At 72.6% G+C, this 15,575-nt stretch carries 16 protein-coding genes and 1 pseudogene; 6 read left to right on the plus strand and 11 right to left on the minus strand.

Translation table 11 applies throughout. The annotated features are described in order from the left end of the window. Nucleotides 1-27: 27 nt before the first annotated feature. From ACIPXM_RS11840 to ACIPXM_RS11850, 3 genes and pseudogenes are all read right to left on the minus strand, one after another. Nucleotides 28-453, minus strand: a complete 426-nt coding sequence (locus ACIPXM_RS11840; RefSeq protein ID WP_401654631.1) for a hypothetical protein — start codon at nt 451-453, stop codon at nt 28-30. A gap of 14 nt (nt 454-467) precedes the next feature. Next, entirely contained in the window at nt 468-803 is a 336-nt protein-coding gene (locus ACIPXM_RS11845) for a DUF397 domain-containing protein (RefSeq protein WP_401654632.1), read from the minus strand. Then, nucleotides 778-1,610: pseudogene (locus ACIPXM_RS11850) on the minus strand (Scr1 family TA system antitoxin-like transcriptional regulator). Before ACIPXM_RS11850 ends, ACIPXM_RS11845 begins: the two are co-directional and overlap by 26 nt. An 85-nt stretch (nt 1,611-1,695) precedes the next feature. On the opposite strand from ACIPXM_RS11850, the gene ACIPXM_RS11855 reads away from it, so the two are divergent. Beyond that, entirely contained in the window at nt 1,696-2,121 is a 426-nt protein-coding gene (locus ACIPXM_RS11855; protein WP_401654633.1) for an ATP-binding protein, read from the plus strand. Nucleotides 2,122-2,186: 65 nt separating this feature from the next. Beyond that, the gene (locus tag ACIPXM_RS11860) at nt 2,187-2,837 is read left to right on the plus strand and encodes a class I SAM-dependent methyltransferase (protein ID WP_401654634.1); all 651 of its coding nucleotides are present in this window, start codon (nt 2,187-2,189) and stop codon (nt 2,835-2,837) included. Between the two features lie 31 nt (nt 2,838-2,868). Here ACIPXM_RS11860 and ACIPXM_RS11865 read toward each other — a convergent pair whose 3' ends face one another. After that, nucleotides 2,869-4,734, minus strand: a complete 1,866-nt coding sequence (locus tag ACIPXM_RS11865) for a tol-pal system YbgF family protein (RefSeq protein WP_401654636.1) — start codon at nt 4,732-4,734, stop codon at nt 2,869-2,871. A 116-nt stretch (nt 4,735-4,850) separates the two neighbouring features. Between ACIPXM_RS11865 and ACIPXM_RS11870 the strand changes: the two genes are divergently transcribed. The 3 genes from ACIPXM_RS11870 (at nt 4,851) to ACIPXM_RS11880 (ending at nt 7,877) form a co-directional block, all read left to right on the plus strand. Continuing rightward, complete coding sequence (locus ACIPXM_RS11870; RefSeq protein ID WP_401654637.1) at nt 4,851-5,726, plus strand: N-acetylmuramoyl-L-alanine amidase; 876 nt, start codon at nt 4,851-4,853, stop codon at nt 5,724-5,726. Between the two features lie 102 nt (nt 5,727-5,828). Then, nucleotides 5,829-6,740 carry a DUF5336 domain-containing protein gene (locus ACIPXM_RS11875; protein WP_401654638.1) on the plus strand — a complete coding sequence of 304 codons (912 nt, stop codon included), beginning with the start codon at nt 5,829-5,831 and terminating at the stop codon, nt 6,738-6,740. Nucleotides 6,741-6,866: 126 nt separating this feature from the next. Then, the gene (locus ACIPXM_RS11880) at nt 6,867-7,877 is read left to right on the plus strand and encodes an LLM class F420-dependent oxidoreductase (RefSeq protein ID WP_401654639.1); all 1,011 of its coding nucleotides are present in this window, start codon (nt 6,867-6,869) and stop codon (nt 7,875-7,877) included. A gap of 52 nt (nt 7,878-7,929) precedes the next feature. Here the strand turns inward: ACIPXM_RS11880 and ACIPXM_RS11885 are convergent, their stop codons facing one another. From ACIPXM_RS11885 to ACIPXM_RS11895, 3 genes are all read right to left on the minus strand, one after another. Then, the gene (locus ACIPXM_RS11885) at nt 7,930-8,313 is read right to left on the minus strand and encodes a hypothetical protein (protein WP_401654640.1); all 384 of its coding nucleotides are present in this window, start codon (nt 8,311-8,313) and stop codon (nt 7,930-7,932) included. 80 nt (nt 8,314-8,393) lie between these two features. Continuing rightward, complete coding sequence (locus ACIPXM_RS11890; RefSeq protein WP_401654641.1) at nt 8,394-8,972, minus strand: TetR/AcrR family transcriptional regulator; 579 nt, start codon at nt 8,970-8,972, stop codon at nt 8,394-8,396. A 72-nt stretch (nt 8,973-9,044) separates the two neighbouring features. After that, nucleotides 9,045-9,605: a hypothetical protein gene (locus tag ACIPXM_RS11895; protein WP_401654642.1), complete on the minus strand. Its 561-nt coding sequence runs from the start codon at nt 9,603-9,605 to the stop codon at nt 9,045-9,047. Between the two features lie 306 nt (nt 9,606-9,911). Here ACIPXM_RS11895 and ACIPXM_RS11900 point away from each other — a divergent pair, with 306 nt between their 5' ends. Beyond that, a complete protein-coding gene (locus ACIPXM_RS11900; protein ID WP_401654643.1) occupies nt 9,912-10,856 on the plus strand; it encodes a helix-turn-helix domain-containing protein in 945 nt (314 codons plus the stop codon). Nucleotides 10,857-11,070: 214 nt separating this feature from the next. On the opposite strand, the gene ACIPXM_RS11905 is transcribed toward ACIPXM_RS11900, so the two are convergent. From ACIPXM_RS11905 to ACIPXM_RS11920, 4 genes are all read right to left on the minus strand, one after another. Further along, nucleotides 11,071-12,039, minus strand: coding sequence for a DUF2690 domain-containing protein (locus ACIPXM_RS11905; protein WP_401654644.1), 969 nt, complete (start codon nt 12,037-12,039; stop codon nt 11,071-11,073). 148 nt (nt 12,040-12,187) lie between these two features. Continuing rightward, on the minus strand, nt 12,188-13,276 hold the full coding sequence (locus ACIPXM_RS11910) for a prenyltransferase (protein ID WP_401654645.1): 1,089 nt from the start codon (nt 13,274-13,276) through the stop codon (nt 12,188-12,190). Beyond that, nucleotides 13,273-14,043 (minus strand): class I SAM-dependent methyltransferase, encoded by a 771-nt coding sequence (locus ACIPXM_RS11915; RefSeq protein WP_401654646.1) that lies wholly within the window; start codon nt 14,041-14,043, stop codon nt 13,273-13,275. Before ACIPXM_RS11915 ends, ACIPXM_RS11910 begins: the two co-directional genes overlap by 4 nt. A gap of 84 nt (nt 14,044-14,127) precedes the next feature. After that, nucleotides 14,128-15,516 (minus strand): glycosyltransferase family 4 protein, encoded by a 1,389-nt coding sequence (locus ACIPXM_RS11920; RefSeq protein ID WP_401654647.1) that lies wholly within the window; start codon nt 15,514-15,516, stop codon nt 14,128-14,130. Nucleotides 15,517-15,575 lie beyond the last annotated feature (59 nt).

Genomic DNA, 15,575 nt, shown 5'->3' on the forward strand with positions numbered 1-15,575 from the left:
ACGGTGTCGGCCTCGGCACCTCGCGGCTCACACCGCGTCCCGCCGCCTCGCCCGCCGGGCCCGTACCGCCAACACCACCGACGCGACCGTTGCCCCGACGACCGTGACCGCGAACACCAGCAGCGCCGGGTTCACCCACCACGGCACGATCTCCTCACCCGCACACACGAGACTCACCGGCAACGCGTCCGACGAGTCCGGCATCCTCTTCGTACCCGCGTTGAAGTAGCAGGCGTCCTCAGGGAAAAGGAACGGCAGGTACGACAGCCCGTATGCGTGCACCGCCGCCCCACCGACCGCCGCGAGCCCCGCCACCAGGGCGGCAACCTTGGCCGGCGTTGGCTTGCGCCTGCCCCCTTGCCCGGGCGCAGGCGCGTCGCCCCGGCGGGCCCGTACCCACCCCACGACCGCGATCCCGGCCCACGCCGGAAGGGCGAGGGCCAGGATCACCATGCCTATGAGAGCGATCAGCGGAGCGTCCCTCGCGCGGCGGCCGTGACGAAGGCCGCGAACGCGGCGGGCGTGGTGAGGAAGTGGGGGCCGGTGGGGTTCTTGGAGTCGCGCATGGCGATGTGCGCGGTGAGGTCGGCGACCTCGACGCAGTCGCCGCCGGTGTTGCCGCTGTGCGAGGACTTGTGCCAGGCGGCCGTGCCGAGGGGCGCGCACTCGATGCAGTCGCCGCCGTTGGAGCCGCTGTACGACGACTTGCGCCAGGTGACGGAGCCGACCGGTGCGCACTCGACGCAGTCGCCGCCGTTGGGGCCGCTGTACGACGACTTACGCCACAGCGCGTTGGTCCCCATAACGTTCCTCCATCACGCGCAAGATCAGTTCCGCTGAATCCTCTACGGAGAGGGCGGACGCCTGCAAGTGAGCGTAACGAAGTGCGGCCTCCCGGACCGTGTCCTCATTGGCCGTGGTGTGGCCCGAGATCAGATCCTCCGTGTACACGACGTCAGGATCGTCCTCGAACCTGAGGGAGTTGAACGAGCCGATCAGGCTGGCGTGCTCGCCCGCCGCGAAGGGAAGCACCTGGACGTGCACCCAACGCTGCCGCCTGAGACTCAACAGGTGCTCGAGTTGGTCGCGCATGATTGCGCGAGAGCCGATCGGCCTGCACAGGGCGGCCTCGTCGAGGATGACCCAGATCATCGGCGGCCTCTTCTGCGCCAAGAGGCGCTGGCGGTCGATGCGAGCCGCGACCAGCTCGTCCAGGTTGTCCGGCATCCCTGTAGCCAGAACCGCCCGGGCATACGCCTCCGTCTGCAGAAGGCCGTAGACCATCTGCGACTGGTACGTCGAGATGTAGGCGGCCTTCGCCTCCATTTCGGCGTACTCCTGGAACCAGGTGGGGAGTTGACTCCTCAGCACCAGGCCGACGAGCCTTGAGAACAGCCCGTCCGCCCCAGCGCCTTGTCGACTCGTTCCGAGAACTCACGCGTCGGTACCTTCCGCGCGGTCTCGATCTGGCCCACCAGCGAACCCGTGCAGTACAGAAGATCACCCAATTGATCTTGGTTGAGTTTCGCCGCCTTCCTCAACCGGCGTAATTCCGAACCGTAGTAATCCAAGGGCGAAGCGAACGGATCAAGGATGCGAACATTGGCCACGAGGCGGTCACTCCTCAAGCTCACGAGTCCAGCGGTTGCTTCCCGCTCGTAGCCGAGCGTAACGAGACCACTCCACTCTGGTGGCATGAATCACACAACCGACCTCTATCCGACGGAACTTGCCTCCAGCTACCGCATGGGCTTCACCGTGGGTGAGCACTCCGCCGGTCACATGCGGCGCATCCTCCGCATGTTCCTCACGCGTTGGGGGCTCGACCCGCTCGCCGACGCCGGGACGCTCGCCCTCACCGAGCTCGTCGCGAACGTCGTACGGCACGTGCCGGACCGGCGGTGCACGGTCCTCATCCTGCGGGAGCCGTACGGGCTGCGGGTCGAGGTCACGGACGACGTGCCGGGGGCGGTGTACGCGAAGGCGGCCGAACCGCTCGCCGAGAGCGGGCGGGGGCTCGCGCTGGTGGAGGCGGTGGCGGATCGGTGGGGGTGTCAGGACAGGAGGGACGGGCGGGACGGGCGGGACGGGAAGACGGTGTGGTTCGAGTGCGACGGGTAGGGCACGATGGGCGGCCACACCCGCTTACCCACGAGTAGTCCCGTCACCAGCAGGAGGACCCGCCCATGACCGCCGCCGAGGCCGCGACCGCGCCCAGCCCCGAGATCCTTGCCGCCTTCGAGGCCGCCAAGGGCTTCATGCCGGTCAAGGAAGGTCTCGCGCTGTACGAGGCGGCCGCCGACGCGGCCGGGCGGCTCGGGCTGCCGATCCTGGAGGTCGGCACGTACTGCGGGCGTTCGACCGTGCTCCTGGCGGACGTGGCGCGGGCGGCGGGGACCGTCGCGGTGACGGTGGACCACCACCGGGGCAGCGAGGAGCAGCAGCCGGGCTGGGAGTACCACGACCCGACCGTCGTCGACCCGGAGGTGGGGGTCATGGACACCCTCCCCACCTTCCGCAGGACCCTGCGCAAGGCGGGACTTGAGGACCACGTCATCGCGGTCGTCGGGCGTTCGCCGCAGGTCGCGGCGGTGTGGGGCGGGCAGCTCGGGTTCGTGTTCATCGACGGCGGCCACACCGACGAGCACGCGACCGCCGACTACGAGGGGTGGGCGCCGAAGGTGGCGCCCGGGGGCACGCTCGTCATCCACGACGTGTTCCCGAACCCGGAGGACGGCGGGCAGGCCCCGTACCGCATCTATCTGCGTGCGGTGGAGTCCGGTGACTTCGAGGAGGTCTCGGTCACCGACTCGCTCCGGGTCCTGCGCCGCCGCTGAGGCACCTGCCCCGCCCCCCCGTAGAGGGCCCTTACCGGCTGAGCAGTGAGGTCACGTACAGGCAGTTGGTGTAGCTGTAGCCGGACTCGATCTTCGCCGTGCTGCCCTTCTTCACCTGCGCCGACGTCCTCGTGCTGTCCCGCTTCTGGAGCATCTGGTAGCTGCCGGGCGGCAGCGTCAGCACGCGCTTCGGGTACTTCGAGGACGCGCCCGCGCAGGGCTTGAGGCCGCCGCGCGGGACGAGCAGCGCCGGGTAGGCGGTGCAGGTGGTGCAGGCGGGGATGGTGACGCGGCCGGTGACGGGGCCGGTGTAGAGGACCTCGACCTCGCCGGGGCCGTCGTTGCTGATGACCATGAGCTGGCCCGAGCCGCTCGAAGTGGCCCCGGACGGCACCTTGTTGCCCGCCGCGGGGGTCTCGCCCGCGATCTCGGCGGCGATGGCGACGTTGCGGGCCTGGTCGGCCTGCGGGCTTGACGGGTAGGCCTTCACGTAGTCCGTCATCGTCGAGATCGCCTCGGTGAACTCCTTCTTCTTGAAGTGGTCGATGCCGCAGCCGAAGTCGCCCTTCTCGATCGACCGGGTCACGTCCGCGCCGAGCGCCGCGAAGGTCGCGCTGGGCAGCGCGTCGACCGTGGTGTCGAAGCGGCGCAGGTCGGCCACCGTGACGCAGGGGGCGGTCCCGAGGCCCTTCTCGCGGTTGCGCAGGTTCTCCCGCAGCGTGGGCTCGATCTTCTGCGCGAACGGCGACTTCGGGAAGGTGGAGAGCAGCGAGTTCAGGTGCTCGCCCGAGGTCGTCTCCTGCCCGACCGTGCCGATCGTGCGCGTGCCGCACTCGAACCACGACTCCGCGAGCGGGTCGTCGGCCCGGCCGACGAGCGTGCCGAGCAGACCGCGGTCGACGGTGCCGGGCAGCGAGCGCAGGTGCTGGAGGGCGGGGACGGCCGAGCAGTAGTCCTTCTTCGTGTACGGGGTGGCCACCGAGGTCCAGTAGGTCTGGAGCCGGTCGGGGACCAGCTTCCCGGCCCGGGAGCCGGAGTGCTTGGTGCCGAGCCGCTGGTAGGTGTCGAGCGCCTGGCGGTAGGCGGGGGCGACGACGATGAAGCTCTGGCCCTCGGAGTCCTTGACCTTCTTGTCGGCGGCGGCGAGCTGGTCGAGCAGCTGCTGCTCCTTCGCCTCGTCGCGGGCGGCGCCGTACGCGAAGCCGCCGCCCACCGGGACGGCGAAGAGCACGAGCGCGAGCGGCACGACCAGGCCCTGCCGGGCGGAGGCCCAGGGCGCGAGCGGGGTGCGGCGGGCGACGCGGGCCGCGTCGGCGGCGGAGAGGAGGACGAACACGGCGTACGCGATGAGCGCGCCGGCCGGGATGCCGTCGGGGTCGGCGGGCAGGGCCACGACGATCAGGGCGATGGTGGCGGCGCAGCAGACGACGACGCCGATCCAGCGCCGCAGGAGGACGTAGCCGAGGCCGAGGCAGGAGAGGTTGAGGAGGGCGACGGCGACGGCGTTCGCCCAGGGCTGCGGGGGCGCGGGCGGCGCCGGGGGCACCGGGGGCACCGGGGGCATGCCCATCAGGTGCCCGGGCGGGGGCATGCTCAGGGGCTGCTCGGGCGGGGTCGGCGGGCCGAAGCCGGGCGGGGCCGCGTCGTACACCGGCGGCGCGGCGGGCGGCGGCGGAGGCGGGGGCGGGGGCGATAAGGGGGTCTCGGACCCGGCGGGGCCGGGGCCGCCCTGGCCCGCGCCGCCAGGTCCGGTGCCGAGGTGCTGGGTCGTACCGGGGCCCGTCCACTCCCAGGGCGACGGCGGTCTGTCCTGTTGCTCCCCCTGGTTCTGCGGCTGGCTCTCGTTGCCGTTCCGACCATGATCGTGGTCGTGGTCGTGGTCGTGATCATTGGCCATCACAGTTCCCCCTCCCGATGGTTCCCCCCACTTACCCTTCACCTCCCTCTCACACACGTGAGGGCGGATCGGTTCCGCTGCGCACATTCGGGCGCCGGAGCGCCTACAGTCGCGGGGTGCCGTACGACCACTGGAAGCGCTCCGCGCCCGCACTGCTCCCGCCCCTGTCGCTCGCCCTCGCCCTGCCGCTCCTGCTGACCGGTTGCGGCGGCGCGGCGACGGAGGCCGTCCGGCCCCCGGCCCGTACCCCCGCGTCCGCCGAGGAGGCCAAGGCACAGCTCGCCGCGTCGCCCACGGCCCCGGGCACCCCTGGCCGGCTGCCGCTCGCCGGGCGGACGATCGTCATCGACCCGGGCCACAATCCCGGTAATTTCCGGCATTCCTCGGAAATCAACAAGAAGGTGAACATCGGGACCACTCGCAAGGAGTGCGACACTACGGGCACCGCCACGAACGCGGGCTACACCGAGGCAGCCTTCACCCTCGATGTTTCACACCGTCTTCGCGATCTCCTCAAGAAGCAGGGCGCGAAGGTGATCCTCGTGCACGACGCGGAGCGTCCGTACGGCCCCTGCATCGACGAGCGGGCCCGGGTGGGCAACGCGGCGAAGGCCGACGCGGTGGTGTCGGTGCACGCCGACGGCTCGGCGGCCGGGCACCGGGGGTTCCATGTGATCCTGCCCGCGCGGGTGCGCGGCGGGACGGCGGACACCGCGAAGATCGTCGGGCCGTCCCGTACGCTCGGCGAGAAGCTCGTCACACAGTTCGCCCGCGCGACCGGGTCAAAGCCCGCCAACTACATCGGATCCGGCACCGGGTTGGACGTCCGTGACGATCTCGGGGGTCTCAATCTCTCAACCGTTCCCAAGGTGTTCCTCGAATGCGGCAATATGCGTGATCCGAAGGACGCCGCCCTCCTGACCGACGCCGCCTGGCGTCAGAAGGCGGCTGCGGGCATCGCGAACGGCATCGCTGCTTACCTCAAGGGGTAAGAACAGGAGCGTTCGGGGCGACCGATAGATTCGCTCCGTACGATGGGGCGCCCCCCGTGCTTCGCGCCACCCCGACGAGACGACCCGACGAAGGATTCTTACGTGAATATCCGCTCCCTCACCCGAGGCGATGGCGTGCTGATCGGCGCAGCGGTGGTGCTGTTCATCGCCTCGTTCCTCGGCATCTCCGGCTGTGACGCGCCGGGCAACATCTGTGACTCGATCGACGCGCCGTACGCCTGGGAGGTGTCGCCGCTCGGCTGGGGCTCCTTCTTCCTCGGCATCGCCGGTGCGGCGCTGGTGGTGGCGTCGCGCGCGCTGCCGCAGATGCAGCAGCGCAAGGTGGCCGGTCTCGAGCTCGGCCAGGTGGGCGCGGCGTTCGCCGTGGCCTCCGCGTGGACCATGCTGATGTGGGTCTTCGAGTCGAGCAACGCCGGTGCCGGTCTGATCCTCGGCCTGATCGCCTCCCTGGTGGTGGCCGCGGCCGCCATCGCGGGCCCGCTGGTCCCCGCGCTCCAGGGTCCGCTGCTCGGTGCGCCGAAGCCGCAGACGCCGCAGCCGTACGGGATGCAGCCGGGTCAGCACGGTCAGCCGGGTGTCGGCGGCGGCATGCCGGGCGGCGGCTACGGCTACCCGGGTGCGCAGCAGTCGCCGTACGGCGGGCAGCCGGACCCCTCGATGGGCGGCGGGCAGCAGCTGGGCGGTCAGCCGTACGGCGCGCAGCCGCACCAGCAGCAGGCGGCCCAGGCCCCGGCTCCGGCCCAGGCGCAGGCCCCGCAGGCGGCGGCCGCTCCGGCGGCCGCGGCTCCGGCGGCGGACTTCGCGCCGTTCTGGTTCGCGGTCCCGGCGGCGCGTCCGCTGTACGCCGAGGACGGCTCGGCGGCCCCGATCGCGGAGCTGGCCCCGGGCACCTGGTACCTGGCGGTCGAGCAGCGCGGTCAGGCGCTGGTGGCGCAGACGCAGGACGGGCGCCGCGGTGTGCTCCAGGACACGACGGGCATCCAGCGCGGCTGACGCTCCTCTCGTTCCGATTCTCCTCCGACGGCCCCCCGTCCGGATCTCTTCCGGGCGGGGGGCCGTTGGCGTACAGTCCGGGACCCTGGGTCTTGAACTGACGGATCGTCAGAAAGGTGGCGTGCCATGCGACTCGGCCTCGCGCTCGGGTACTGGGGCCGCGGCCCTTCCCCGTCCCATCTCGAACTCGCCCGCGAGGCGGAGGAGTTGGGCTACGACTCGGTGTGGACGGCGGAGGCGTGGGGGTCGGACGCGTTCACCGCGCTGACCTGGATCGCGGCGCACACCTCGCGGGTGCGGCTGGGCACGGCGGTGGCGCAGATGGCGGCGCGGACGCCGACGGCGACGGCGATGCACGCGCTGACCCTGGACCATCTGTCGGGCGGGCGGATGATGCTGGGGCTCGGGCTCTCCGGGCCGCAGGTGGTGGAGGGGTGGTACGGGCGGCCGTTCCCGCGCTCGCCGCTGACGGCGACGCGGGAGTACGTGGACGTGGTGCGGCAGGTGCTCCGGCGGGAGGGTCCGGTCACCCTGGACGGGCGCTACCACTCCCACCCGTACGCGGGCTCCGACGGCACCGGCCTCGGCAAGCCGCTCAAGCCGATCACCCATCCGCTGCGGGCGGACCTGCCGGTGCTGCTCGGCGCGGAGGGTCCGAAGAACATCGCCCAGACGCTGACCATCGCCGACGGCTGGCTGCCGCTGTACTGGTCCCCCAGCCGCTGGTCGGAGGTGTACGCCCTCCCGGCGACGCTCCCCGCCGGGTTCCTGGTCGCGCCGATGGTGCGGGCGCAGGTCTGCGACGACGTGGCGGCGGGGCTGCTGCCGGTGAAGGCGATGCTCGGGTTCTACATCGGCGGCATGGGCCACGCGGCCCGCAACTTCCACGCCGATCTGATGTGCCGCATGGGCTACGAGGCCGAGGCCCGCCACATCCAGGCCCTGTTCGCCGAGGGCCGCCGCGAGGACGCCGTGCTCGCCGTCCCCGACGCCTTCGCCGACGAGATCTCCCTGGTGGGCCCGCGCGAACGGATCGCGGAACGGCTGGCCGAGTGGCGCAAGGGCCCGGTGACGGACCTGCTGGTGACGGCGCCGGACCGGGAGACGCTGCGGGTGCTCGCGGAGTTGAACGGGTGAGGGGTTCCTGGGCGGGGCGTGACCCGGTCCATGACGGGGTCCGCGGTCCGCTCTAGGACGGGTTCTCTTCGGGCCAGGTGTGGCCTTCGCGCAGCGCCCGCAGGGCGAAGGCGAGGGTGCCCTCGGCGCGGTCGTCGGTATAGGAACAGACCTCAAGCCACGACAGATGGCCGTGCCTGGTGAACAGCAGGATCTCGCCGCACAGGTCACCCGCCTCCGTGTAGTACTGGGCATCGACCGCCACACGGGTGCCCCGCTCGACGGGCGCCGGGGCGACCACGGCCGGGTCGATCTCCTCGAAGTAGGCACTGCCGCAGCCGCACGAGCAGCGCTCGTACACACGGACGTACGGGAGCTGGGCGCGCAGCGCGCGGTGCACCGGGTCGTCGGCCTCGCTCAGGACGACGTCGAACGCCTCGGCCACGTCGTCGGGCATGGGCCCACTGGGCCCACCCGTCCCGCTCGACCCGCTCATGGCGTTCACGGCGTTCACGGCGTTCACGGCGTTCACGGCGTTCACGGCGTCTGCGGGCGGAGGGCCGGGGTGAGGGCCTGGAGGACCGTGGGCATGAAGTCCGGCGGGACGGGGCGGGTGCCCAGGAGCCAGGTGTGGTAGATCGGGCCGTAGATGAGCTCGACGGCGAGTTCGAGCTCCAGGTCGGCGCGGAGCTGGCCGGCCTCGACGGCCTTCGCGAGGCGGGCGACGCACGCGTCGATGGAGCCGCGCAGGATGCGCCGTACCCCGTCGGCGGCGAACTCCTCCGACTGGGCCGCGGCGATCAGGCCGCGCCAGATCGCACCGAAGTCGCCCTGGAACAGCGCCATGACGTTGGCGGTCTGGGTGGTCAGGTCGACCATGATGTCGCCGGTGTCGGGGAATCCCGCCGACGCGTCCCGGTGCATCTCCACACCGTCGAGGAGGATCGCCGCCTTCGACGGCCACCAGCGGTAGATCGTGGTCTTGGCCACGCCCGCCCTGGCGGCGATCGCCTCGATGGTGACCTGCGCGAACCCCCGTTCCACGCAGATCACGAACGCCGCCTCGATGACCGCCCGCCGAGCTTGCTCATTACGGCGGGACGCATCGGGTGACATGACGGGAGCATACCTCACGCGCTACGCAACGTTGCGTAGCGGCTTACGTGCTCGGCCGCCGCCCAGTCTCGCTCAGCCGCCGCTCAGCTGGGACGCGCTCGGGACCTTGTCCACGACCTCCGCGCCCGCGCTCTTGCCCGCGTTCTTGACGTTGTTGATGACGTCCTCGAACGCGCCGATGTCGCCGTCCGTCGCCTCGCCCTTCCTGAGCTTCGTCCCCAGGTCCTTCAGCGAGTCGATGCCCGCGCTCAGCGGTGCCACCGCCTTCGACAGGAGCTCGTCGCCCTTGGCGTTGTTCACCGCCGCCTTGAGCCGGTTGTAGGTGAACGCGCCCGCGAGGCCCGCCTTGACCAGGGCGAAGGTGCGACCGTCGGCACCCTTCTTGAACTTGCCCGCGCGGTAGGGCTTCACGATCCACTGGTACGTCGCGCCCGCCGCCAGGCCCGCGTTCGCCACGAACCGGGTCTTCGCCAGCTTCTGCTGCTCGAAGCTCGCCGAGGCGGTCGGCGTGGTGTCCGAACCGGTCGTCAGGGAATTCTTGCTGTCGCTGCCGCAGGCGGCGGTCGTCGCGAGCAGCGCGCCGGACAGGAAGAGGGCGACCGCGGCACGGCGCGCGCGGAGGAAGCTGGGCACGGTGAGACCTCCCTGGGTCCCCGGGGACAGTGGCGCCAGCCTCACCCGCCGCCCCCGGGTCCGCCAGCGGAGTGAGTCCGTACGGGTTCAACCGTCCCTCCTTCCCCTCACCCCGACCGACATCTGTGCAGGTCAGAGCCGTGGGACGTCCCATCGCGTCCCTGGGACGGCGGCACCTCTGGCCCCAAGCGGAACCCACGACGGAGAGTGGGCCAGAGGCCCGGGACCGTTCCGGAGGGCCCAGAAGTCGGCCGCGACGCGGCAGGGGGGACGAGCACGATGGCCGGGGCTATGACGGTCGGGGCTATGACGGTCGGGGTGAGGACGACCGGGGCGAGGACGACCGGGGGGCCGGCCGTCGGGGCGCAGCGGGGGCGCGCCGGGGCCGCCACGGCGGTGCGGCGGCGGGTGTGCGCCGTCGACGGGCGGTGCCAGTGGTTCTACGGCGCCCCCGACGCCCGGCTGCGGCCCGGCGTCGGTGTCTACCGCGGCTACCGCTCGCCCGCCGGGGTCCCGCAGGAACGGCTCGTCGTGCCGACCGGCCGGGTCTCGCTCCTCATCGGCTTCGGCGGCTCCGGCGGCCGGCTGCGGGTGCACGGCGCCACCGGCCGGGCCTCGGGTGCCTCCCTCGTGTCGGGGCTGCACACCCGGGCCCGCGTCCTCGACCACGGCGGCGACCTGCACGGCGTCGAGGTGACCCTCACGCCCTGGACCGCGCGCCGGATCTTCGACGCGCCGCTCGCCGATCTCGCGGACACCCTGCTCGACCCGGCCGACGTCCTCGGGCCCCAGGCCCGGCACCTCGCCGACGCGCTCGCGGACGCCCCCGACTGGCCGGCCCGCTTCGCCCTGCTCGACGCGGCACTGCTGCGCTGGAACGCCCGGGCGGCGGACGGCGGCCGGGCCGGCCGCCCCGACCCGGCCGTCCTGGAGGCGTGGCGGCTGCTCGAACGCGCCTCGGGCGACCTGCGCGTCCGTGACCTCGCCGCCGCCACCGGCTGGAGCCCGCGGCATCTGCAGAGCCGCTTCCAGGCCGAGCTGGGCCTCAGCCCGAAACAGCTCGCCCAGGTGCTGCGCCTCGGCCGCGCCGTCCGCGAGCTGAGCGCGGGGACTCCGGCGGCCGCGGTCGCGACCCGCTGCGGCTTCTACGACCAGGCGCACCTCAGCCGCGCGTTCAACGGCTTCACCGGTCTGCCGCCGGGCCGCTTCCTGGCCCGGCGGGCGGCGGCGAGCGCCTGGCTCGCCGGTTGAGGCCGCACCGGACCGCCCGCACTCGACGGCCCCACGGAAACCGTGCGCGTTTTTCCAATACCCGGCGGCGGGGCGGCTGCGAACCTGGAACCCAGTCCGCCGCTCGACCCGTGCTCGGGTACGGGGCGGGGAACCGGTGTCACGGGGGTGCACCGGGCCCCGCCCCGTACCGCCCCCCTTGCCACTACGGCTACGGCCACGACCACGGCCGGCGCTACGGCTGGGCCTTCTCCTCGCTCGGGATGAAGCGTCCGGTGCAGCCGCGCGGGCCGTCCTTCGGGAGCGCCGCGCAGACCCAGACCGAGCCGTGCTCGGGGGCCGCGACGAGCGGGGTGTAGACGTCACGGTCGTAGTGCACGACGTCGGCCTGGGCCGCGCCGTCCGAGTTGTTGACGACGGCCGTCGCGCCGACCTCGGCGAACGAGATCCGGCCCCAGGCGGCCTGGCAGGCGCGGCTGTAGCGCAGCTCGATGACCAGGTCCTTGGGGATGGAGCCGGTGCGTACGGTGATCGCGTCCGCGCCGCAGTTCATCTTCTTCGGGTCGCGGCCCTCGCAGCCCGTCAGCTTGCAGCCGGTGGCCGGTCCCACCACCTTCACGGCCTGCGTCGGGGCCGCCTTCGCCTTGGCGTCGCCGCCGTCACCGCCGCCGCCGAAGGGCGGCACGCCGAGCGCGTACGTGGTGGCGCCCGCCACCAGGACGACCGCGAGGACGAGCGAGGCCCACAGGGCCGTACGACGCCGCCGGGCGGCCGGGACCGGGCCCGGGGCCGGAGACCCGGCGGGCTCGGGGGAGCCGGAGGAGTCGGAAGACTCGGCGGACTCGGGCGACTCCGCGGCCGCGTCCGGCCCGGCGGCCGCGCCCGACCCGGGCTCCGAAGACCCCTCGGCCGTCCCCGCGGTCCCCTCGGTCGCCTCCGCCGTCCCCGATGCCTCCTCCGGCGCCGTGCGGCGGGCGTCCTCCGCGTCCCAGAGGGCGAGCAGCGGCTCGGGGTCGGTCCCGCAGAGCTTCGCGAGGCGTTCGACGGCGTCACGCGGCGGGAACTGCTTGCCGTTGACCCAGCGCTCCCACGACGACTTGGCGTAGTGGGTCTTCTCGCTCAGTTGCGCGAAGCTCGAACCCGAAGCCTTCTTCAACGCGAGCAGTTCGCCCGCGAGGTCGCCCGCCGCCCCCCGTTGCTCCATCCGCCCGCTACTCCCGAGTCCTGAATCCATGTCCGCGTGCGGATCCGCGTCGAATCCGCGTACTCATGTCGGGCATGAGTACGCACATCCTAGAGCTGGCCGAGACGCCACTTTTACGTGCATCCAACATGGATTCGGCCATGCGATTTCAGCCGAGGCGGCAGTCGTCGCAGTCGGGTTCGAGGCCGCGCGGCAGGCGTTCGCCGCCGAAGACGGCCACCGTCGCCTCGTCGCCGCCGAGCGCCGCCACCGCGAGCAGCAGCGAGCCCGCCGTCCAGGTGGTCTGCTCCTCCGGCCACATCGCGCGGTTGCCCTCGAAGACGTACCCCGTCCAGTAGTTGCCGTTCTCGGCCCGCAGATGGCGGATCGAGGTGAGGATGTCGAGCGCCCGGTCCGACTCCCCCATCGCCCAGAGCGTCAGGGCGAGTTCGCAGCTCTCGCCGCCCGTCACCCACGGGTTCGGCAGCACGCAGCGCACCCCGAGCCCGGGGACGACGAAGTCGTCCCAGTGCGCGTCGATCCGCTCCTTCGCCGCCACGCCGGTCACCGCGCCGCCGAGGACCGGGTAGTACCAGTCCATCGAATAGCGGGACTTGTCGAGGAACCGCTCCGGATGGCTGCGGATCGCGTGCCCGAGCGCCCCGGCCGCCAACTCCCAGTCGGGCTGCGGCTCTTCGCGCTCCTCCGCGATGGCGAGCGCGCAGCGCAGCGCCTGGTGCACGGACGAGCTGCCGGTGAGCAGCGCGTCCGGTACGGGAGTGCCGTCCGCCTCGCGCTTCCAGCCGAGCTGGCCGCCGGGCTGCTGGAGCCCGAGCACGAACCCGACGGCCGCCCGCACCACCGGCCACATCCGGTCGAGGAAGACGTCGTCGCCGGTCGAGAGGTAGTGGTGCCAGACGCCGACCGCGATGTAGGCGACGAAGTTCGACTCGCGGCCCCGGTCTGTGACGTCGTCCGGGTCGCCGTCGCGGTAGGCCGCGTACCAGGATCCGTCCGGATTCTGGTGCTCGGCCAGCCAGGCGTAGGCGCGGGCCGCCGCCTCGTGCTCGCCCGCGGTGTCCAGGGCCATGGCGGCCTCGGTGTGGTCCCACGGGTCGAGGTGGTGGCCCCGGAACCACGGGACGGCGCCGTCCTCGCGCTGGACGGCGAGGATGCCCGCGACGGTCCGCGCCGCCTCGGCGGCGGTCAGGACGCCCGGCAGGACGAGGTGCTCCGCGATGCGCTCGGGAGAGGTCACCGGCCCGCGCCCGCGGTGTCCGCCACGCCGTCCGCGCCGGTCTCCGTCTTCGGCAGGTGCGGCTTGGTCGCGTACGCCACGAAGCTCTTGCCGACCACCGGGTTGAGCAGCTGCTCCGCGACCCGGGTCACGGCGGGCTTCTTCATGATGTCCCAGACCAGGAGCTTGTGGTACGCCCGGACCGGCAGCGCCTTGTCGTTGTCCACGCCGAAGGCGCACTTGAGCCACCAGTACGGCGCGTGCAGGGCGTGCGCGTGGTGGGTGCCGTACGGCTTGAGTCCGGCCTGGCGCATCTTGGCGAGGAGTTCGTCGGCCTTGTAGATGCGGATGTGGCCGCCCTCGACCTCGTGGTACTCGTCGGAGAGCGCCCAGCAGACCTTCTCGGGGCCGTAGCGCGGCACGGTGACGGCGATCCGGCCGCCGGGCTTGAGGACCCGGACCATCTCGGCGAGCACGCCCTTGTCGTCCGGGATGTGCTCCATGACCTCGGAGATGATGACGACGTCGAAGGACTCGTCGGGGAACGGCAGGTTGAGCGCGTCGCCCTCCATCGCGGTGGCGGTCGCACCGGCCGGGGCCTCCCCCGCCTCCTTCATCGCCGCGAACCACTTGGCGACCTCGCGGATCTCCTCGGCGTTCTGGTCGAGGGCGACGACCTGGGCGCCACGCCGGTAGCACTCGAAGGCGTGCCGCCCGCCGCCGCAGCCCAGATCGAGCACGCGGTCGCCGGGGGCGAGCGGGAAGCGGGTGAAGTCGACGGTCAGCACGGGGTCTGCCTTTCAGTGGCTTCGTGTCAGTGGCTTCAGGGCCGTGGGGCGCGGGCCGTGGGGCGCGCCGGTCGGGGGCGCCGGTCAGGGGCGGGGTGCCGCGGCCCGGGCGGATGTCCGGGCGGCGGCACCGGCGGTGCGCGCGGGGGCGGTACGCGCGGGGGCGCCGCCCTGGCGGTCGATCGCCGCACGGTACAGCTCGGCCGTGCCCTGGGCGGCGCGGGCCCAGGTGAAGTTGGCCAGGACCCGCTCCCGTCCGGCCGCGCCGAGGCGGGCCCGCAGGGCCGGGTCGCCGAGCATCCGGCCGAGCGCGGCGGCAAGCGCGCCGGGGTCGCCGGGCGGCACCGCGAGGCAGGTCTCGCCGTCGGGGCCCGCGACCTCGGGGATCGCGCCGCCGGTGGTGGCGACCAGCGGGGTCGCGGTGGCCATCGCCTCGGCGGCGGGCAGCGAGAAGCCCTCGTAGAGGGAGGGGACGCAGGCGACCTGGGCCGAGCGGACCAGGTCGACGAGCTCCGCGTCCGTGACGCCCTTGACGAACCGGACGGCGCCGGCGAGCCCGTACCGCTCGATGGCCTGGGCGACCGGACCGTCCTCGGCGCGCTTGCCGACGACGACGAGGTGGGCGTCGGGGTGCTCGGTGCGGAGCTTGGCGAGCGCCTCGACGAGGAAGACCAGGCCCTTGAGGGGTACGTCGGCGCTGGAGGTGGTGACGATCCGGCCGGGGACCTCGGCGACGGCCGGGTCCGGGGACCACAGGTCGGTGTCGGCGCCGATGTGGACGACCTCGACGCGGTCGGGGCGGACGCCGAGGTGGTCGACGATCTCCTGGCGCGAGGTGCCGGAGACGGTGAGGACGGACGGCAGGCGGCGGGCGACCCGCTTCTGCATCCGGGTGAAGGCGTACCAGCGGCGGACCGAGGCGCGGCGCTTCCAGTCCTCGGCGGCGTCGAGTTCGAGCTGCCGGTCGACGGTGATGGGGTGGTGGATCGTGGTGACCAGCGGGGCGCCGATCGCGCGGGGGCCGCCGAGGAGCCCGTACCCGAGGGTCTGGTTGTCGTGGACGACGTCGAACGCGCCGCGGCGGGCGGCGAGCATCCGGCGGGCGCGGAGCGAGAAGGTGAGCGGCTCGGGGAAGCCGCCGGTCCACATGGTGCCGACCTCGACGGCGTCGATCCAGTCCCGGTACTCGTCGCGCCCGGGGGTGCGGAAGGGGTCGGGCTGCCGGTAGAGGTCGAGGCTGGCTATCTCGGTGAGCGGCACGCCCTCGTCGAGGGTGGGGTACGGCTGGGAGCCGAACACCTCGACGCGGTGGCCGAGCCGGGCCAGCTCGCGGGAGAGATGGCGGACGTAGACGCCCTGGCCGCCGCAGAACGGGTTGCCCTTGTACGTGAGGAGTGCGATCCGCAGCGGATCGTCACCGCCCGGTCCCGCGCCGCCCTGTCGGGGGCTTGCCTCTATGGCCTCCGCGGTCACTTGCGACCCCCTTCGAGCGTGCTTTTCGCGGGAGCGTAACCGCCCGCGCTAATCTAGAA

The organism is Streptomyces sp. NPDC090025, from assembly GCF_044748125.1.
In the GTDB taxonomy this organism is placed as follows: domain Bacteria; phylum Actinomycetota; class Actinomycetes; order Streptomycetales; family Streptomycetaceae; genus Streptomyces.